The organism is Aquibium sp. ELW1220, from assembly GCF_030398385.1.
Classification (GTDB): domain Bacteria; phylum Pseudomonadota; class Alphaproteobacteria; order Rhizobiales; family Rhizobiaceae; genus Aquibium.
This window is the reverse complement of record NZ_JAOAOQ010000053.1, coordinates 1-17,616: the sequence shown is the minus strand read 5'-3', so window position 1 is coordinate 17,616 and position 17,616 is coordinate 1. Positions and strand designations below refer to the sequence as shown.

Below are 17,616 nucleotides of genomic sequence, written 5' to 3'. Positions count from 1 at the left end.
CTCCCCCCTCGTGGGGGAGATGGCCGGCAGGCCAGAGGGGGGCGCCGTGGAGCGCTGACGTCGTGTACCAGCCGTCAGCCGATCCGCTCCAGTCCGCCCATGTAGGGACGCAATGCTTCAGGAATCGTGACCGAGCCGTCCTCGTTCTGGTAGTTTTCCATCACCGCGATCAGCGCGCGGCCGACGGCGACGCCGGAGCCGTTGAGGGTGTGGACGAAGCGCGGCTGCACCTTGCCCTGCCCTTCCTCCGCCTTCGGCCGGTAGCGCGCGTCCATGCGGCGGGCCTGGAAATCGCCGCAGACCGAGCAGGAGGAGATCTCGCGGTAGGCGTTCTGGCCGGGCAGCCAGACCTCGATGTCGTGCGTCTTCTGCGCACCGAAGCCCATGTCGCCGGTGGAGAGAACCATGGTGCGGAACGGCAGGCCGAGGCGCTTCAGGACCTCTTCCGCACAAGCGGTCATGCGCTCGTGCTCGGCGAGCGACGAGGCCTCGTCGGTGATCGATACCAGCTCGACCTTGTAGAACTGGTGCTGGCGCAGCATGCCGCGCGTGTCGCGCCCGGCCGAACCCGCCTCCGAGCGGAAGCAGGGGGTGAGCGCGGTATAGCGCAGGGGCAGGTCGGCGACGTCCTGGATGTCTTCGCGCACGAGGTTGGTGAGGGGCACTTCGGAGGTGGGGATAAGCCAGAGGCGGTCGAAAGGATCGGATATGTCCAGAAACTTGGCAAAATCAGTCGCAAGCTTATGCAGCGGAGAGTCGTACTTCGTTTCGGCAACTAGATCTTGCATATGTTTCAGCTTCAGATCTTCGGAAAATAGCTGCGTAGCAGCGAACAGGTCCTCCTTAAACTTCGGCAGCTGTCCCGTCCCGAACATCGCCTCGTCGCGCACCAACAGCGGCGGCTGGACTTCCGTGTAGCCGTGCTCGGTCGTGTGCAGGTCGAGCATGAACTGGCCGAGGGCGCGTTCAAGGCGGGCGAGCTGGCCCTTGAGGACGGTGAAGCGGGCGCCGGAGAGTTTGGCGGCGCGCTCGAAATCCATCAGGCCCATGGCCTCGCCGAGTTCCCAGTGCTCCCTGGCCCAGTTGATGCGGCGCGGCTCGCCGACGCGGCGCAGTTCGACATTGGCGTGCTCGTCCTTGCCGACCGGCACGTCGGGCAAAGGCACATTGGGCAGCACGGCCAGCGCCTGCTTCAGCGCCTCGTCGAGCTCGCGCTCGCGCGCCTCGCCGTTCTGGATGAAGTCCTTGATCGTGCCGACCTCGGCCTTCAGCGCCTCGGCGCGCGCCATGTCGCCATTGCGCATGGCGTTGCCGATCTCCTTGGAGGCGGCGTTGCGGCGCTCCTGGCTCTGCTGCAGCTCGGTCAGATGGGAGCGGCGCGCCTCGTCACGGGAAACGACATCGTCCACCGTCGATCGCGACTCGTCCGCCGACCAGCCGCGCTTGACGAGCGCGTCGATGAGGGCTTGCGGGTTTTCGCGGATCCATCGGATGTCGAGCATGGCGGGGTCTGGTCCCTGATGCGGCGGGTGAGTGACGGGGTCCCTGCGGCGCATGGCAAGGGACGGGAAGGCCCTAAACCGCAAATCGAGGAGACGCAAGACCGCGGCGGATGCGGGGGAACGTGCGGTGGGGCGAAGCCTCGGCGGTGGTGCGCGGCATTCGGTCGACGGTGGTGCGAGGCTACCCCCACCCCTTGCCCCTCCCCTCGAGGGGGAGGGGGACGGCGAAGGTCGTGCGGCACTCGGGCGGCGGCAGCGCGAGGCATCCCCCACCCCCTACCCTCAAGGGGGAGGGGGACGGCGAAGGTCGTGCGGCACTCGGGCGGCGGCAGCGCGAGGCATCCCCCACCCCCTACCCTCAAGGGGGAGGGGGACGGCGGAAGTCGCGCGACACAAATCGGCGGAAGGCGTAGTGGGAACGCAGCAGGATCCCCCTCACCCTTGAGGGGAGGGGCAAGGGGTGGGGGTCGCCTCGCGCAGACATCCGGGTCGGCAGACATGCGCGGCGCATGGGCCGCTTTACCCGCGCCTCAGGTCGCCTTCGTCTCCGCGGCGGCCTGCGCTTCGGCGGCTTCGCGCGCTTCCTCGTCGGCTTCGGCCTTCGCCTTGGCGGCTTCGGCCAGCGCCCTCGTCTTCTCGATGCGGCGGGCGAGGATGATGGAGATCTCGTAGAGCAGGATCGTCGGCAGCGCGAGGCCGATCTGGCTGACCGGATCGGGCGGCGTGAGCACCGCGGCGACAACGAAGGCGATGACGATGGCGTACTTGCGCTTGTCGACGAGACCGGCCGCCGTGAGCAGGCCAACGCGGGCCATCAGCGACGTCACCACCGGCAGCTGGAACACCAGGCCGAAGGAGAAGATCAGCGTCATGATCAAGCCGAGATATTCAGACACGCGCGGCAGGAGCGAGATCTGCACCTCCTCGTCGGGTCCGACCTGCTGCATCGACAGGAAGAACCACATGACCATCGGCGTGAAGAAGAAATAGACCAGCGCGCCGCCGATCAGGAACAGGATCGGCGAGGCGATGAGGAAGGGCAGGAAGGCGCCACGCTCGTTCTTGTAGAGGCCCGGAGCGACAAATTTGTAGATCTGCGCGGCGATCAGCGGGAAGGCGAGCACGAGGCCGCCAAACATGCCGAGCTTGATCTGCGTGAAGAAGAATTCCTGCGGGGCGGTGTAGATCAGGTCGACCTTCGTCGGATCGAGACCGGCCCAGCCGGTGGCCCACTGGAAGGGAATCACCAGCAGGTTGAAGAGCTGCTTGGCGAAGAAGAAGCAGACCAGGAAGGCCACGAAGAAGCCGCCGATCGCCCACATCAGGCGCGTGCGCAGCTCGATCAGGTGCTCCATCAACGGCGCTGAGGACTTGTCGATGTCGTCGTCGGAAGTAGTCACGAGCTGGCCCCGGAAGAGCTTGCGGCCGGCTTTGGAGCCTCGGCGGCGGGATGCGGAGCGGCGCCGTTCGCCGCGGGCTTCGGCTCGACGGACGCTGGCGGCGCGACAGGCGCCGGCGATGCGACGGGGGCAGGCGACGGTGCGGACGGGGTCGCGGAGGGCAGCGGAGCGGGCTCGCCCGGCATCGCGGCGGGGCCGGCCTTTGCGGGCTCGGCCGGGGCTGCCGACGCGTCGGCCGACGGCACCTTCGGCGGCGGCGGCTTCATCAGCCCGTCGAGGCCGGCGCGCACGTCGGACGCCGCCTTCTCCATCGGGTTGAGCGCCTTGCGGATGTCGGCGGCGGGATTGAGCTTGCGGGCGGCGTCGATGGTCGACTTGACGTCGTCCAGTTCCGCCTCCTTCAGCGCCTCGTCGAACTGCTTGCGGAAGTCGCCGGCCATTTTTCGCAGGCTGGACGTCGTCTTGCCGAAGGTGCGCAGCATCTTCGGCAGATCCTTGGGCCCGACGACCACGATCAGGACGACCGCGATCACGAGCATCTCCGGCCAACCGATGTCGAACATGTCTTACGCTTCCGGTTGAGCGGTCCGAACCCTACGCGTCCGGATCAGGACTTCGGCGCCGATTCTTTAGCGGCCTTGACGGCTTCTTCGTTGCGGTGCTCGACGACCCGCGCCTTTTCCGCCTCGTCCTCGTCGGACATGCCCTTCTTGAAGCTCTTGATGCCCTTGGCCATGTCGCCCATCAGTTCCGGGATCTTGCCGCGCCCGAAGAGCAGCAGCACGACCACCAGGACGATGAGCCAGTGCCAGATGGAGAAGGAACCCATGATAACCTCTTCCGAACGATGATCGTTCACTTAGTTAGGCGCTATCGGCCCGTCTTTCAAACACAAGCACATCAGACTTTCGAACCGAGAGCCAGACCGCGCGCGCTCCCGGAGACAAAGCGCCACACCGGATGCGCGCCCTGACGGGGACCTCGGCGCCGGACACGGCGAGTTCGAGGGCCTCGGAGTCTCCCAGGAAGCGACGGGATATCACCCTGGCTTCCGTACCGCCATCCTTTTCGTGCGCTTCGATGGCGGTGAGGCGGACGGCGACGGTGACGTCCGCCCCGGCCGCGAAGCCCGGAGCCTCGAAGGGACCGAGCGGCGTCTCGACCATGCCGTCGCGCGCCGTGGCGTCGAAGACGTTCAGTTCGGAGAAGAAGCTCGCCACGAACAGGTTGGCCGGCTTCTGGAACAGGTCCTCGGCGCGGCCAAGCTGCACCAGCCGGCCGTCGCGCAAGAGCGCGATGCGGTCGCCCATGCGCATGGCCTCCTCGGCGTCGTGGGTGACGACGATGGCGGTGGCGCGGCTCTGCCGCAGGATCGAGAGCGTCTCGGCGCGCACGCTGTCCTTCAGGCGGGAATCGAGGCCCGAGAAGGGCTCGTCGAGAAGCAGCACCGCCGGGCGCGGGGCAAGCGCGCGGGCAAGCGCCACGCGCTGCTGCTCGCCGCCCGAGAGGATGTGCGGATAGGAGCCGGCGTGGTGCTCCAGCCCGACGCGGGCCAGCGCCGCCATCGCCTCGCGCTTCGATTCGGCGGCCGACAGGGCCGTGAGGCCGAAGCGGACGTTGTCGAGGATGGTGTAGTGCGGAAACAGCGCGAAATCCTGGAAGACCAGGCCGATGGAGCGTTTCTCCGGCGGCAGGAAGACCGAGGGCCCGGCGATCTCGCGATCGTTGAGCAGCACCCTGCCCCGCGTCTGGGCCTCGATGCCGGCGGCGATCCTGAGCAGCGTCGTCTTGCCCGAGCCGGAGGGGCCGAGCAGGCAGAGCACCTCGCCGGGCTCTGCCGTCAGCGACACGCCGCGCAGCGTGTCGGCGCCGCGGCCGAAGGAATGCCAGACGCTCTCATAGGCAAGCTTGGCGGCGAAGCTGACGCCGGTGGCGGGGCGTACGCCGCGCGCGGCGGGTTCCGCCCGCCCGGTGCCCGCCGGGCCCGTGCCGGCCGGCCCTGTGCTGGCCCGCCCTGTGCTGGAATGCGTCATCGATGCTCGTCGCGGCCCGTCCCGGCGCCCTGCGGCCGGGTGCCGTGGTCAACCATCCCCGCCGCGGGGTGTCAACAGGCCGAGTTCCTCGAGGTCGATGTCGGTCAGCGGATCCTCGTCGTCGGAGAGTTCGTCGGAATCGGCGGGCGGCAGCGGCATGGAGAAGTTCGACGGCATGCGCACCGAGAGCAGGCCGGCGCCCTTGAGCTCGTCCATGCCGGGCAGGTCGCGCAGTTCGGCGAGGCCGAAATGGTCGAGGAAGGCGGTGGTGGTGCCGTAGGTGACGGGGCGGCCGGGCGTGCGGCGACGGCCGCGCATCCTGACCCAGGCGCTTTCGAGCAGCGTGTCGAGCGTGCCCTTGGACGTCTCGACGCCGCGGACCTCCTCGATCTCGGCGCGGGTGACGGGCTGGTGGTAGGCGATGATGGCCAGCACCTCGAGGGCGGCGCGCGACAGCTTCTTCTGCTGCGGCGCGTCGCGGCTCATCAGGAAGGCGAGGTCGCCGGCTGTCCGGAAAGCCCAGGCGTCGGCGACGCGCACGAGATTGACGCCGCGCTTCTCGTACTGGCGCTGCATGGCGGCCATCACCGCGGCGACGTCGATGCCGTCGGGCAGGCGCGCGGCGAGCGCCTTTTCCGTCACCGGTTCGGCGGAGGCGAAGACGATGGCCTCGGCCATGCGGATCGCCTCGGCGAAATGCAGCCGCTCGGCCGGATTGTCGTTGCCGGCCGGACCGGCGAAGACGGCGTCGTCGTCATGGGCCGGCATGGCGGCCGCTCGCGGATCACGCATGCGTGGCCTCCGGTGCAGCGGGCTTCGGCCGCGAGCGCAGGTAGATCGGCGCGAAGGCGCCGTCCTGGCGGATGTCGAGCGTGCCCTCGCGCACCAGTTCCAGCGAGGCGGCGAAGGAACTGGCGATCGCGGTGGCGCGCTCCTGCGGGCTCGCCAGGTAGTCGACGAGGAAGCGGTCGAGAGCGGTCCAGTCGCGCATCCGGCCGACGAGGCGCGTCAGGAGGTCGCGCGCGTCCTGCAGCGACCAGACGGTGCGCCGCGCGATGCGGACGTTGGTGACCGCCTGACGCTGGCGCTGGATGGCATAGGCGGTGAGGAGGTCGTAGAGCGAGGCCTGGTAGGTGGTCTGCTTCTCCAGCACGACGATCTCGGGCATGCCGCGCGCCATGACGTCGCGGCCGAGCCGGTTGCGATTGACGAGGCGGGCGGCGGCGTCGCGCATCGCCTCCAGCCGCTTCAGCCGGAACTGCAGGACCGCGGCCAGTTCCTCGCCGCTCTCGCCGTCGTCGCCAGGCGTCTTCGGGATCAGCAGCTTCGATTTCAGGAAGGCGAGCCAGGCGGCCATGACGAGATAGTCGGCGGCGAGTTCAAGCCGCAGCTTGCGGGCGCGGTCGACGAAGACGAGATATTGCTCGGCGAGCGCCAGGATGGAGATGCGGGCAAGATCGACCTTCTGGCTGCGGGCGAGGTGCAGCAGGAGGTCGAGCGGCCCCTCGAACCCGTCGACGTCGACGACCAGCGCTTCGTCCGGGTCGCGCGCCTCCGCCTCGGGCGCCCAGAGGCGCTCCATCGGAGTGGGCTTGCCCATCGCTGCGGCGGCCTCGGCCACGTTTCATCCCTTCATGCGACGGCCCCGGTCAGGGCGGAAAACTCCTCGCGCACGGCGGCCTCGACGGCGCCATCGCCGCGTCCGAGGAGCGACAGCGCGTGGTCGGCGCGGCGGCGTGCCTGCGGCGACAGGACCGCGCAGCCGGCGGCGACCGCCTTCATCTCGTCCATCACGCCGTTGCAGTGAAGGACCACATCGCAGCCGGCTTCAAGGATGGCGCGGGCCTTTTCGTCGAAATCCCCAGAAAGCGCCTTCATCGAGACGTCGTCGCTCATCAAAAGCCCGTCGAAGCCGATCTCGCCGCGGATGATTTCGGAGATGATGCGAGCGGACGTCGTCGCCGGGAAGTCGGGGTCGAGTGCCGTGTAGACGACGTGCGCCGTCATCGCCATCGGCAGGTCGGCCAGTGCGACGAAGGGGGCGAAGTCGCGGGCGCGGAGTTCATCGAGCGGCGCGTCGACCACCGGCAGCGCGAGGTGGCTGTCGGAAAAGGCGCGGCCGTGGCCAGGCACGTGCTTCATCACCGGCAGCACGCCGCCGGCCATCAGCCCCTCGGCCGCCGCGCGGCCTATCGCGGCCACCACCGCCGGGTCCTTCGCATAGGCGCGGTTGCCGATGACGTCGTGCGCGCCCTCGACGGGAACGTCGAGCACGGGCAGGCAATCGGCATTGATGCCGAAGCGCATCAGGTCGTAGGCGTGCAGGCGCGACATCAGCCACGCCGCGCGCAGCCCCGCCGGGGGATCGGCGGCGTGGAGGGCGCCGAGGGTGGATGCCGGCGGATAGTTGGGCGCCAGCGGAGGACGCAGGCGCTGCACGCGGCCGCCCTCCTGGTCGATGAAGACGGGTGCATCGGGACGGCCGACGCAGTCGCGCATCGCGGCGACGAGATCGGCGATCTCGGCCGGTTCGCCGACGTTGCGGGCAAACAGGATGAAGCCCCACGGCGCTTCACCGCGATAGAAGGCACGCTCCTCGTCGGTGAGGCGTCTGCCGGTTGACCCGAAGATGACGGCTTTTGATTCGCTCATGCCGCGAAAGGTAGTGCGTTTGGCCGCAAGAGGGAAATCGGCCGCGCCGGCCCGAACGCGAGCGGGCCGCCCCGAGGGACGGCCTGCTGGCATCGGGACGATGGTCGGTTCGCTACCTCGACACGAAGCAGCTGCCGCCGGCGGCCTTGTAGCGTTCGCACAGCGCGTTGGCGTCGGCGCGCGAGCCGGTGGGGATGCGGACGCGCCAGAAGGTGCCCTTCCCCGCGATCTCGGCCTTGACGATGTTGACGCCGCGTCCGTTGAGCACGGAGGCGAAGCGGCGCGACAGGTCGGCATAGCTCGCCTGCGCGCCTTCCGGCGACGGCTGGGAAGCGATCTGCATGACCCATTCGCTGCTCTGCGCGGTAACGGCCGGGACCGGCTGCGCGGCAGCGACCTGCGTTCCCTGCGCAGCAGCACCGGCATTGCCGACGATGTCGACGGGCTGGTCGGACGGACGCGCCGGGGCGACGGGGCCGCGGACCGGAGTCGCCTGCTCGCGGGTGATCGTCGACGTCTCCACCCTGCGCACCGGCGGCTCCTGCCGCGCGGGGGTTTCGGTCGCGGGAGCCGGCGTCGCGGCGGCATTGTCGGCAGGCGCAGCCGTCGAGGCCGCTGGCGGCGCAGCCGGACTGGTGCGAATCGGTGCCTGCGCCAGAGGCGCGGGCGCTTCCGGCTCCGGCTCGGCAATGGCGGCCACGACCGACGGCGCCTCTTCAAGCGGCTCCTCGCGCGGAACCATGGTTCCGTCGGGGCGAACCACCATGGTGCGGACGCGCCGCGGCGTGACGACGGCGACCTCGCCGGCCAGCGCGTTGTCGATCTCGTCGGCCGCTTCGACCCGATCTTCGGACTTGAGCCCGGCGGCATCGGCGCCCTGGCCGAAAGCGCCCGGCAACTCATCGGCCGATTCGGCCTCCGTGGGGTCGATCAGGGGGGCAGGCGCGGTGATGGGCACCGTGCGGACCGCCAGATTGACGGGCTCTTCCTGCGTGGAGAGGAGCTTCTCCTGAGACGTCTGCGTGGCGGAGTCGCCAGACGTGAAGCGCTCGTAGACCGCCTTGTCCTGGTTGGGCACCGTGGCACCGCCAGGCTGCTCCGGCTTGACCTTGACCGGATCGGGATCGGCACGGACGAGCACCGGTTCGTCGTCGCCACCGCCGCCGCCGAGCGACAGGGCGAAGGCGCCGATGCCCCCCAGAACCGCGACGCCGGCGACCACTGCCGCAGCCACGAAACCGCGGCGCCGCTGGACCGGGCGGGCTTCCTGCGAAGAGGCCGGAACGGGATGGTATTCCGGATCGAAACCATCATCGTCGTCGACGGCGCCGGCATCCGGCCGCATGCTGAGCCAGGCGGGCGCCGCGCCGCGCTCGGCCATGATGTCCTTCTCGCTCTCGGCATCCGCCCAGGACCGGACCGCTTCATCGAAGGCGGCATCGAGATCGTCCACGGCTTCGTCCCGGCCACCACGCCCGGGCTCCGGCTGGCGCGGCGACACACGCGACCAGCCCTCGCTCGTCACCGACGGCGCCGCAGCACCCGCCATGACAGAGGCGGGGCGCGTCTCGGCACGATCCTCGAACCCGCCGCCGAAATCGGCGTCGATGTCGTCGGCCGCGACCGCCTGCGGAATCTCGTCCTCGACCGCGAGTTCGGGGAGATCGATCTCGTCGGCGACGACATAGCGCGCCATGGGCACCTCGACCGTATCGACCTCCGGCATGCCTCCGTCGTCGCGGATACCGGCCGGCCCGTCGGTGTCGTCGTCGCGTGCAAGATCGGCAATCATCGCCGGAACGGCCTCCTGCGGGGCGCTATCCCGCGCCGCCGCCGGTTCGTCGGCGGGTCCGTCCGACGCCGGCTGCACGGAACGCGCCTCGACGGGCGCAGTCGGCGCGGCGGCCGATACGGGCTCGGCGGCCGGGTTGTCTACCTGGGCGGCACCGGAGCGCAGCCCCTCGCCTTCGAGCTCACTGCGCAGCAGGCTCTCAAGATCGAAGTCGTCGCCGAAGTCCGAAAAATCCTCCTGGTCCGAGACCTGAGGCGCAAGCTCCGGAATCCGCGCGACGGGCGGGAGGATTTCGGACCCTGCGGTGTCCTTGCGGAAGAAGAAGTCGTCGTCGAGGTCGTCGTCCCCCTCGTCGGCGCCCTGCGCGGGCATGCCGTTCCGCTCGCTCGGACGGTTCACCCAGTCCGATATCGCGTCCCAGGTCGGGTCTGGCGCGGCATTCGGTTCGGCCGGAGCCTCTTCCTGCCGCACCGGGGAGACGGCGCCGGCATGCGGGTCGGCCGCGGACACGTCGAAATCGGCAGCCGATGCCTCGACCGGCTCCGGCTCCGCAGGTGCGGCGGCTTCGGCGGCGGGCGCGGCCGGCAAGGAGACGGGCACAACGGGGGCGGCGGCAGCCGGCGTTTCGCGCGGCGTTACCGCGGCAGCTCCGCCCGGCACCGACTGCCAGTTGGTGCGGCGCGCTATGATGGACGGATTGGCGATGAAGGACTGGTTGTGCAGGCCCGCGTCCGGTGCAGCGCCTGCAGCCGGTGCCGTGCCCTGCCGCTGCGGCGCGGCCGGACCGGCAGCGGCCTCCGCCCTCGGGACCTCCGCTTTCGGGGCCTCCGGCTTTGCGGCCGGGCGGGCATGGCCGGCCATGGCAACGAGTTCCGCGAAGGGATCGAAGATCTTGTCCTCGGGCGCAGCGACGGACTCGATCATGCGGGCCGGAGCGGCCGGCTGCTCGTCAGCGGGCTGCTGCCGTGCCGGGACGGCCTGCTGCGCCGGAGCGGGCGACGACGCCACGGGCGAAGCTGCAACGGGGGGCGACGTGGGAACAGCGGGCGAAGAGGGAGCGGGCGATGCCGCTGCGGCCGGCGCCGCGGGCCGAAGCACGGGAATCGGCGGCGCGGACTGCCGCCCGGCGGACGGCACGGCGGAAACGGGTCCGGCCGGCTGTTCGGGCATCCGGAAACCGGTTCCGGCAGGCCGGGTCCCCTCGGCAGGCGAATCGGCCTGCCGGCGATCGAGCCACTGGCGGGAGAAGGCGGCGAGCCGTTCGAAGGGATCCTCTTCCGCCTTGTCGGCGGCAGGCGCGGCAACAGGCTCGGGCGCCCGAGGGGCGCTCCAGTCGCTGCGAAGGACGGGCGGTTCTGCGGGCACGCCCGGCCGCGGAGACTGGCTCGGCTGTGCAGCGGCCGGTCTTGCGGTTCCGGCAATCGGCGCGGAGGCCGGACGCACCGGCTCGGCCGGCGCCGACGTCACCGCGGGCGCCAAGGGCGCCAGGTCGCTGAACGCCGACTTCCAGCTGTCGTTCGATGGCGGCGCAAAGGTCCGGATCGGCGCGTCGGGCGCAGGCGCGGCGCGCACTGCCGCCGCCTCCGGCGGACGGCTGTCGTTGGCACCGAAATCACCGAGCATTTCCCGCTCGAGGTCGATCCCGAAATCCTCGGATGCCGCATCGCGCGAAGCGGAAGACGGCGGGTTCATTCCCATGATGCGCGTCAGCTCGGCCAGCGGATCACCGTCGCCGTTTCCGCCGAGAGGCTGCACCTTGAGATGCTTAAGATCTGCCATTCGTCGTCCCCGCACTCGCAGTTGTCCGCGCGACGGAGTCGCAGCGAACTTTCGGTCGTTACCAGCGCAATGTGGGCGAAAGGTGGCGGGTTTTCGGGCTTTTCAGCGCATTTCCTCTGGAGCATCAGCACCGAGGAGCCCGAGCCCCGACGTCAAGACGTCAAGTACGGCCCGCACCAGCCCTAGTCTGGCGTTGGTCGATACTGGATCGTTAACCTTAAGAAAACGTAAGTCCGGATTGTCGGTGCCGCGGTTCCACAGGGCATGCAGGGCGCTGGCGACTTCGTAGAGGTAGAAAGCGATGCGGTGCGGCTCATGCGCGGCGGCGGCCGCCTCCACGATGCGGGGGTATTCGGCGAGCTTGCGCACCATGGCGATCTCGGCCTCGTCGGCGAGCGAATCCACCGCCGCCGAGAGCGTGGCGCGGTCGAAGTCGGCGCCGGGGAAATGCTCCGCCGCCTGACGGAACACCGAATGGCAGCGCGCGGACGCGTACTGCACGTAGAACACCGGGTTTTCCTTCGACTGCTCGGTGACCTTGGCGAAATCGAAGTCGAGCGGCGCGTCGTTCTTGCGGTAGAGCATCATGAAGCGGATCGGGTCGCGGCCGACCTCGTCGACGACGTCGCGCAGGGTGACGAAATCGCCGGACCGCTTCGACATCTTGACCGGCTCGCCATCGCGGTAGAGCCGCACGAGCTGGCACAGCAGGACCTCGATCTTGAGCGACCCGCCCGAAAGCGCCCGGCCCAGCGCCTCGAGGCGCTTGACGTAGCCGCCATGATCGGCTCCGAGCACGAAGATCAGCTCCTCGAAGCCGCGCGCATACTTGTCCTTCATGTAGGCGACGTCGGCGGCGAAATAGGTGAAGGCGCCGTCCGACTTGACCAGCGGCCGGTCGATGTCGTCGCCGACCTCGGTGGAGCGGAACAGCGTCTGCTCGCGGTCCTCCCAGTCCTCCGGCTTCTGGCCCTTGGGTGGCGGCAGCTTGCCCTTGTAGACATGGCCCGACAGCGTCAGGTCGGTGATGGCCGAGCGGATCTTGCCACCATTGCCGGCATGCAGGCTGCGCTCGGAGAAGAAGACGTCGTGGTGGACGTTGAGAGCGGCGAGATCGCCGCGGATCATCTCCATCATCATCTCGATCGCCTTGTCCTTGGCGATCTCCAGCGCCTTCGCCTCGGCCATGCCGAGCAGGCCCGAGCCGTATTCGTCGAGCAGCGCCTGGCCGACCGGCTTCAGATAGTCGCCCGGGTAGAGCCCGGCCGGGATCTCGCCGATGTTCTCGCCAAGCGCCTCGCGGTAGCGCAGCAGTGCGGAGCGGCCGAGCACGTCGATCTGCGAGCCGGCGTCGTTGATGTAGTATTCCTTGACGACGTCGTAGCCGGCGAAAGCCATCAGGTTGGCCAGCGTGTCGCCGACGACGGCGCCGCGGCAATGGCCGACATGCATCGGGCCGGTCGGGTTGGCCGAGACGTATTCGACGTTGACGCGGCGGCCGGCGCCGACGGTGGAGCGGCCGTAGTCGAGGCCGGCGGCGAGGATCTCGCGCAGCCGCGCCTGCCAGAAGGCGTCGCTGAGCGCGAGGTTGATGAAGCCGGGACCGGCGATGTCGACGCGCGAGACGTCGGGCTCGTCCTTCAGGCGGTCGGCGATCTTCTGGGCCAGCGCGCGCGGATTCTCGCCGACGGCCTTGGACAGGACCATGGCGGCGTTGGTGGCGAGGTCGCCATGGGCGGCATCGCGCGGCGGCTCGACGGTGACGCGGGCCAGCGACAGGTCGGACCCGTCGACGGGGGTCAGGCCGAGCGAGACTATGGCCTTGCTGATCCGATCGTGGAAATCGGCGAAGATGTTCATCGGTCGTCTTCCGGAAACTGGAGATGCCGGCGGGGCTGCGCCGTTAGCGGGCTCCGCCTATCCGATATCGGGCGTATGGTCAAACAGCCGCCGGTGCTCCTTGAGCGCGTAGGTGTCGGTCATGCCCGCCAGGAAATCGGCCACATGCCGGGCCTTCACCGCGTCTCCCGCCCGCGCAAGGATGCCGCGCCAGCCTTCGGGCATGGTCTGCGGATCGTCGAAATAGACGTCGAACAGGTCGGTGACGATGCGCTCGGCCCGCGCCCGCACCGTCATGACGTCGGGATGGCGGTAGAGATTGGCGTAGAGGAAGGCCTTCAGCTCCTTCTCCTTCGCCTGCATGTCCGGCGAGAAGGCTGCGATGGCGCGCGGCGCGGCGCGGACCGCCTCGTGCGACGCAGGATCGAGCTCGGCAAGGCGCGCCTGCGCCTCGGCGATGACGTCCTCCACCATCCGCGTGATCTGGCGCCGCATCAGCTCGTGGCCGGTGCGGACCGGGTCGAGCGCCGGGTAGCGACCGCGCACGATGGCGAGCAGCTCGGCGGTGAAGGCGGGCCCCTCCAGCATGTCGAGCGTCAGAAGGCCCGAGCGCAGCCCGTCGTCGATGTCGTGCGCGTCATAGGCGATGTCGTCGGCGATGGCGGCCACCTGCGCTTCCAGCGAGGCGAAGCCGCCGAGGTCGAGCGGAAACAGCGCGTCGAAGTCGCGGATCGACTGCGGCAGCGGCGCCTTCAGCCCCTCCCCGTCCGGACCGACCAGCGGACCGTTGTGCTTGACGAGGCCCTCCAGCGTCTCCCAGGACAGGTTCAGCCCGTCGAACTCGGCATAGCGGCGCTCGAGCCTGGTGACGACGCGCAGCGCCTGGGCATTGTGGTCGAAGCCGCCGAAGCGCGCCATCTTCGCATGCAGCGCGTCCTCGCCGGTATGGCCGAAGGGCGTGTGACCGAAATCATGCACCAGCGCCACGGCCTCGGCGAGATCCTCGTCGAGGCGCAGCGCGCGGGCGAGCGCCCGGGCGATCTGCGCGACCTCGATGGAATGGGTGAGACGGGTGCGGTAGTGGTCGGCCTCGTGGGCGAAGAAGACCTGCGTCTTGTGCTTCAGCCGGCGGAAGGCGGTGGAATGGATGATGCGGTCGCGGTCGCGCTGGAACGGCGTGCGCGTCGGGCTCTCCGGCTCGAGATAGAAGCGCCCGCGCGTCACCGCCGGGTCGCAGGCATAGACGGCGCGGGGCCGATAGCCATAGCCGATGTCGTCGCGTGGCCCTTGCGCGCTCATGCCCCTGCCGGTTGACTTGCCCCGATGCGCTTCATACCTATCGTCGTAGCGCAAAAGCAAGGTGATGCCATGGGCAGCGACGCCAAGATTTCGATGAAGGGCGTGGAACTGACCGAGGCGGCCGCGAAGCGGATCGCCCGGATCGTCGCGGACGAGGCCGACAAGACCGCGCTGCGCGTCTCCGTCGAGGGCGGCGGCTGTTCCGGCTTCTCCTACAAGTTCGACCTGACCGGCGAACGCAACGACGACGACGTGGCGATCGAGCGCGACGGCGCGACGGTGCTTATCGACGAGATGTCGCTGATCTACATGGGCGGCTCGGTGATCGACTTCGTCGACGACCTGATCGGCCAGTCGTTCCAGATCAGGAACCCGAACGCCGTCGCCTCCTGCGGCTGCGGGACCAGCTTCTCCGTCTGACGACCCCCCATCTGCGCGCTGTTGCGGACGCGCGCAGCCGGCATCCGCACGTCGCCGCGGCGCCTTGTCGCGTGCGCATGGCGGCGCGCCCTGGCCGGGTTGCGGCTGACGCGCGAGCCGGCGGCCGCCTTCTCCCCCACCTGCGGTTTCCGGGCCAAGTCCCTGAATTCTGTCCTGTTCTGGGACATTTCCCTGTCGTTTTCCGCCGATTTTGCGGCTGGATTCCGGCGGCCGCATTCCGTATGGTTACCAACGAGTAAACAGTAACGAGTGGTCCTGGCTGAGATCGCTTCGCGGTTGGGGATTTGGGGAGTGACGATCGGCGACGAGCGTCAGGGCGGGAGACGGCGGGCGGGCCTTGCGGGGGTCGGGGCCTGCTGTCTTTCTCTGTTGCTCGCCTGCGGGAGTGCCGATCCGGCCCGCGCCCAGGCAGGCACGCCCGGCGCCGACGAGTTCATCAAGATCAGGCTGGAGCCGGGCGTCGGGTTGCGGACCTTGTCGCAGCGCTATCTCGACAATCCCGATCTCTGGCCGATCATCCTCAGCGTCAACAATGTCGCCGACATTACCGAACTCGCCATCGGCCAGGAGCTTCTGCTTCCGGGCAACCAGAGACGCCTGTCGGCGTCGGCGCTCGACGCGTCGCTCTCCGAGATCCAGCGCGCCAACGAGTCGGGCGCGCAGCTCTACGCACCGATCCTGATCCGCAACGCCATCGATTTCCGCGACGAGGCGACGGTGCGCGACCGCGAGGGCGTCTATGCCGCAGCCATCGACCTGTCGTCGCGCGCCATCAACCGGGCCGAGGCGGCGCGGCTGAAGAGCGAGGAGCAGCGCGACGTCGAGGCGGAAGCGCGACTCAGCGACCGCCAGGGCTGGGTCGAAGGGCAGAAGACGACGGAGAACAGCTGGTCGGAGCGCGACCTCAACGCCATCCTCAACGAGCAGGAGAAACTGCGCACGCTGTCGCGCTCCACCGCGCAGGTGGTGTTCCGCGATGCCAGCCGGCTCCGGCTCAACGCCAATTCGCAGGCCGTCATCCAGCGCATGCGGGTCGATCCGTTGCGGCGGCGCGAGGAGGCCAAGATCAGCCTCGTCGAGGGCGATTTCTACGCGCTGCTGGCCACGGAGAGCGACCGCAACCAGCTCGAGGTCGAGCTCGAGAATGTCGACGCCAAGATCGATTCCGGCAGCTTCTGGGTCAGCCAGGACGCCGACGGCGCCAAGTTCTCGAACTACGACGTGCGCCCGGTCGCCATCACGGCGGGCGACGAGACGCTGGTGCTGGGGCGCAACGAGGGTACCGTGGTGCGTCCCGGCCAGAAGCCCGGCCGCAAGATCGGCATCCAGTCGCGCATCGCCCTGCAGGCACCGTCCGACGAGGCAGTGGTCTATGGCGGCAGCGTCGACCTCGGCTGGGACGCGGCGGAGACAAGCGGCGGCTACTGGATCGAGATTGCCCATGACGGCCGCTTCGACCGCATGGCCGATAGCCTGTGGGGCATCGAGGTCAACCGGCTGGATGATCATCCGCTGCCGCCCGGGACCTATTACTGGCGCGTCGCCGCGCTCGATGATTTCGGCCTGCCCGGCCAGATGAGCTCGGTGCGCAAGTTCGAGCTGCGCACCGACGACACCCCGCCCTTCCTGCAGATCAGGACGCCCGAGCCCGGAGCCGTGCTGCGCGAGGCCGCCGTCACCATCTCCGGCGAGACGGAAGCGGGCGCTGCGGTGATGATCGACGGCGCGGTAGCCGACATCGACCAGAGCGGGCGCTTCTACCTCACCATAGACGCGCGGGAAGGGCTGAACGACGTCTTGGTCGTCGCCCGCGACACGGCCGGCAACGAGACGGAGCGGCGGATCGCCTTCGACTACGTCGCCGACCTGCGCGCCGACATCCTCTACGACCGCACCCTGCCCCGCGACGCGGCCGGCCGCTTCCTTTCGGCCAACGACGTGCTGTCGCTCGCCGGCACGGTCATCGGAGGCGCGCGCGTATCGGTGCTGGACGGCGCCGGCAAGCCGCGCTCGGAGACGATCGCTTCGGCCGACGGGCGGTTCGCGCTCAACGTGCCCCTGTCGGCGCGCAGCGAAGACCTCGAGATCCGCGTCACGACGGTTTCCGGCTACGCCTATGAGGAAAGGATCGCGGCGGCGATCCTCGACGAGGCGCCGCGGCTGCGGCCGACCGAGCCCCTGCCCCAGGTCACGGCCAGCGCTGCGCTGCTCCTCTCCTTCGAAACCGATCCGGCCAACCGGGTCGCCGTCAATGGCACGGCCTTCGCCATGGAAGCCGGTATCGCCACCGGCGAGGTCGCGCTCGTGCAGGGATCGAACACGATCGAGATCGTCGCGACCAGTCCGGTCGGGCTCGTCACCATCGAGAAGCGCACCATCGTCTACGACACGGAGCGGCCGGCGATCACCGCGCAGGAGATTTCCGTCGAGGATCGCGGCGAGACCGAGCTGTTCCAGATCCGCATCGGCGCCACCGATGCATCGGGCCTCGCCCAGACCTCGCGCTACGCGGTGCGCTCCGGCACGGCGGAGAAGGACGGCGTTCTGCGCTACAACCGGGCGCGGAAATCCTACCAGGGCACGGTCGAGCTGCCGCGCCGCGCCGCAGGCGACGTCGTCACCATCGTCGTCGAACTCGCCGACGTGGCCGGCAATGTCAGCCAGGTGGAGCTGGTGCGATGAGGGCGGCGCGCCTTCGACGGTCGCTGGCCGGCGCAGCGCTGGCCGCGCTGCTGCTCGCGCCGGCATCCGGCCAGGCCGACGAGCCCTTCGAGCCGCATCTCGTCGTCTTCGGGCCGCTGGCGCGGGTGAACGAGGGCGACCATGATTTCCGGCAGGTGGTGCGGGTTCTGGTGCCGGCCGATGCCGGGCGCATCCAT

General features: G+C 69.3%; 12 protein-coding genes and 3 pseudogenes. 3 read left to right on the top strand and 12 right to left on the bottom strand.

Annotated features, from left to right (window positions below):
• Positions 1 to 74: 74 nt before the first annotated feature.
• From serS to N1F91_RS27695, 12 genes and pseudogenes are all read right to left on the bottom strand, one after another.
• A pseudogene (serS, locus tag N1F91_RS31200) lies at positions 75 to 686 on the bottom strand (serine--tRNA ligase); the annotation flags it as partial.
• 144 nt (positions 687 to 830) lie between these two features.
• Positions 831 to 1,502: pseudogene (locus N1F91_RS31195) on the bottom strand (serine--tRNA ligase); the annotation flags it as partial.
• A gap of 530 nt (positions 1,503 to 2,032) precedes the next feature.
• A complete protein-coding gene (gene tatC / locus N1F91_RS27740) occupies positions 2,033 to 2,857 on the bottom strand; it encodes a twin-arginine translocase subunit TatC (RefSeq protein ID WP_289996976.1) in 825 nt (274 codons plus the stop codon).
• A 41-nt stretch (positions 2,858 to 2,898) separates the two neighbouring features.
• Positions 2,899 to 3,465 (bottom strand): Sec-independent protein translocase protein TatB, encoded by a 567-nt coding sequence (gene tatB, locus N1F91_RS27735; protein WP_289996952.1) that lies wholly within the window; start codon positions 3,463 to 3,465, stop codon positions 2,899 to 2,901.
• Between the two features lie 44 nt (positions 3,466 to 3,509).
• Positions 3,510 to 3,731, bottom strand: a complete 222-nt coding sequence (locus tag N1F91_RS27730) for a twin-arginine translocase TatA/TatE family subunit (RefSeq protein WP_289996950.1) — start codon at positions 3,729 to 3,731, stop codon at positions 3,510 to 3,512.
• A 34-nt stretch (positions 3,732 to 3,765) separates the two neighbouring features.
• Positions 3,766 to 4,935 carry an ABC transporter ATP-binding protein gene (locus N1F91_RS27725; protein WP_289996949.1) on the bottom strand — a complete coding sequence of 390 codons (1,170 nt, stop codon included), beginning with the start codon at positions 4,933 to 4,935 and terminating at the stop codon, positions 3,766 to 3,768.
• A gap of 48 nt (positions 4,936 to 4,983) precedes the next feature.
• Positions 4,984 to 5,703 (bottom strand): SMC-Scp complex subunit ScpB, encoded by a 720-nt coding sequence (gene scpB, locus N1F91_RS27720; RefSeq protein ID WP_289996975.1) that lies wholly within the window; start codon positions 5,701 to 5,703, stop codon positions 4,984 to 4,986.
• Between the two features lie 16 nt (positions 5,704 to 5,719).
• Positions 5,720 to 6,517: a ScpA family protein gene (locus N1F91_RS27715; protein ID WP_289996974.1), complete on the bottom strand. Its 798-nt coding sequence runs from the start codon at positions 6,515 to 6,517 to the stop codon at positions 5,720 to 5,722.
• Between the two features lie 50 nt (positions 6,518 to 6,567).
• Positions 6,568 to 7,587 (bottom strand): beta-N-acetylhexosaminidase, encoded by a 1,020-nt coding sequence (gene nagZ, locus N1F91_RS27710; protein ID WP_289996947.1) that lies wholly within the window; start codon positions 7,585 to 7,587, stop codon positions 6,568 to 6,570.
• Positions 7,588 to 7,699: 112 nt separating this feature from the next.
• The gene (locus N1F91_RS27705; protein WP_289996946.1) at positions 7,700 to 11,158 is read right to left on the bottom strand and encodes an SPOR domain-containing protein; all 3,459 of its coding nucleotides are present in this window, start codon (positions 11,156 to 11,158) and stop codon (positions 7,700 to 7,702) included.
• 102 nt (positions 11,159 to 11,260) lie between these two features.
• A complete protein-coding gene (gene argS / locus N1F91_RS27700; protein WP_289996945.1) occupies positions 11,261 to 13,018 on the bottom strand; it encodes an arginine--tRNA ligase in 1,758 nt (585 codons plus the stop codon).
• A 57-nt stretch (positions 13,019 to 13,075) separates the two neighbouring features.
• Positions 13,076 to 14,296: a deoxyguanosinetriphosphate triphosphohydrolase gene (locus tag N1F91_RS27695; protein ID WP_289996944.1), complete on the bottom strand. Its 1,221-nt coding sequence runs from the start codon at positions 14,294 to 14,296 to the stop codon at positions 13,076 to 13,078.
• A 69-nt stretch (positions 14,297 to 14,365) separates the two neighbouring features.
• On the opposite strand from N1F91_RS27695, the gene erpA reads away from it, so the two are divergent.
• From erpA to N1F91_RS27680, 3 genes and pseudogenes are all read left to right on the top strand, one after another.
• Positions 14,366 to 14,716, top strand: coding sequence for an iron-sulfur cluster insertion protein ErpA (gene erpA, locus N1F91_RS27690; protein WP_289996942.1), 351 nt, complete (start codon positions 14,366 to 14,368; stop codon positions 14,714 to 14,716).
• Between the two features lie 312 nt (positions 14,717 to 15,028).
• The gene (locus N1F91_RS27685) at positions 15,029 to 17,419 is read left to right on the top strand and encodes a FecR domain-containing protein (protein WP_289996941.1); all 2,391 of its coding nucleotides are present in this window, start codon (positions 15,029 to 15,031) and stop codon (positions 17,417 to 17,419) included.
• Positions 17,416 to 17,616, top strand: a pseudogene (locus N1F91_RS27680) (hypothetical protein); the annotation flags it as partial. The gene N1F91_RS27685 and the pseudogene N1F91_RS27680, both read left to right, overlap by 4 nt.

Coding starts and splice junctions, on each gene's coding strand:
- tatC (WP_289996976.1), bottom strand. CDS start 2,857: ATGGAGCACCTGATCGAGCTGCGCACGCGCCTGATGTGGGCGATCGGC.
- tatB (WP_289996952.1), bottom strand. CDS start 3,465: ATGTTCGACATCGGTTGGCCGGAGATGCTCGTGATCGCGGTCGTCCTG.
- N1F91_RS27730 (WP_289996950.1), bottom strand. CDS start 3,731: ATGGGTTCCTTCTCCATCTGGCACTGGCTCATCGTCCTGGTGGTCGTG.
- N1F91_RS27725 (WP_289996949.1), bottom strand. CDS start 4,935: ATGACGCATTCCAGCACAGGGCGGGCCAGCACAGGGCCGGCCGGCACG.
- scpB (WP_289996975.1), bottom strand. CDS start 5,703: ATGCCGGCCCATGACGACGACGCCGTCTTCGCCGGTCCGGCCGGCAAC.
- N1F91_RS27715 (WP_289996974.1), bottom strand. CDS start 6,517: ATGGAGCGCCTCTGGGCGCCCGAGGCGGAGGCGCGCGACCCGGACGAA.
- nagZ (WP_289996947.1), bottom strand. CDS start 7,587: ATGAGCGAATCAAAAGCCGTCATCTTCGGGTCAACCGGCAGACGCCTC.
- N1F91_RS27705 (WP_289996946.1), bottom strand. CDS start 11,158: ATGGCAGATCTTAAGCATCTCAAGGTGCAGCCTCTCGGCGGAAACGGC.
- argS (WP_289996945.1), bottom strand. CDS start 13,018: ATGAACATCTTCGCCGATTTCCACGATCGGATCAGCAAGGCCATAGTC.
- N1F91_RS27695 (WP_289996944.1), bottom strand. CDS start 14,296: ATGAGCGCGCAAGGGCCACGCGACGACATCGGCTATGGCTATCGGCCC.
- erpA (WP_289996942.1), top strand. CDS start 14,366: ATGGGCAGCGACGCCAAGATTTCGATGAAGGGCGTGGAACTGACCGAG.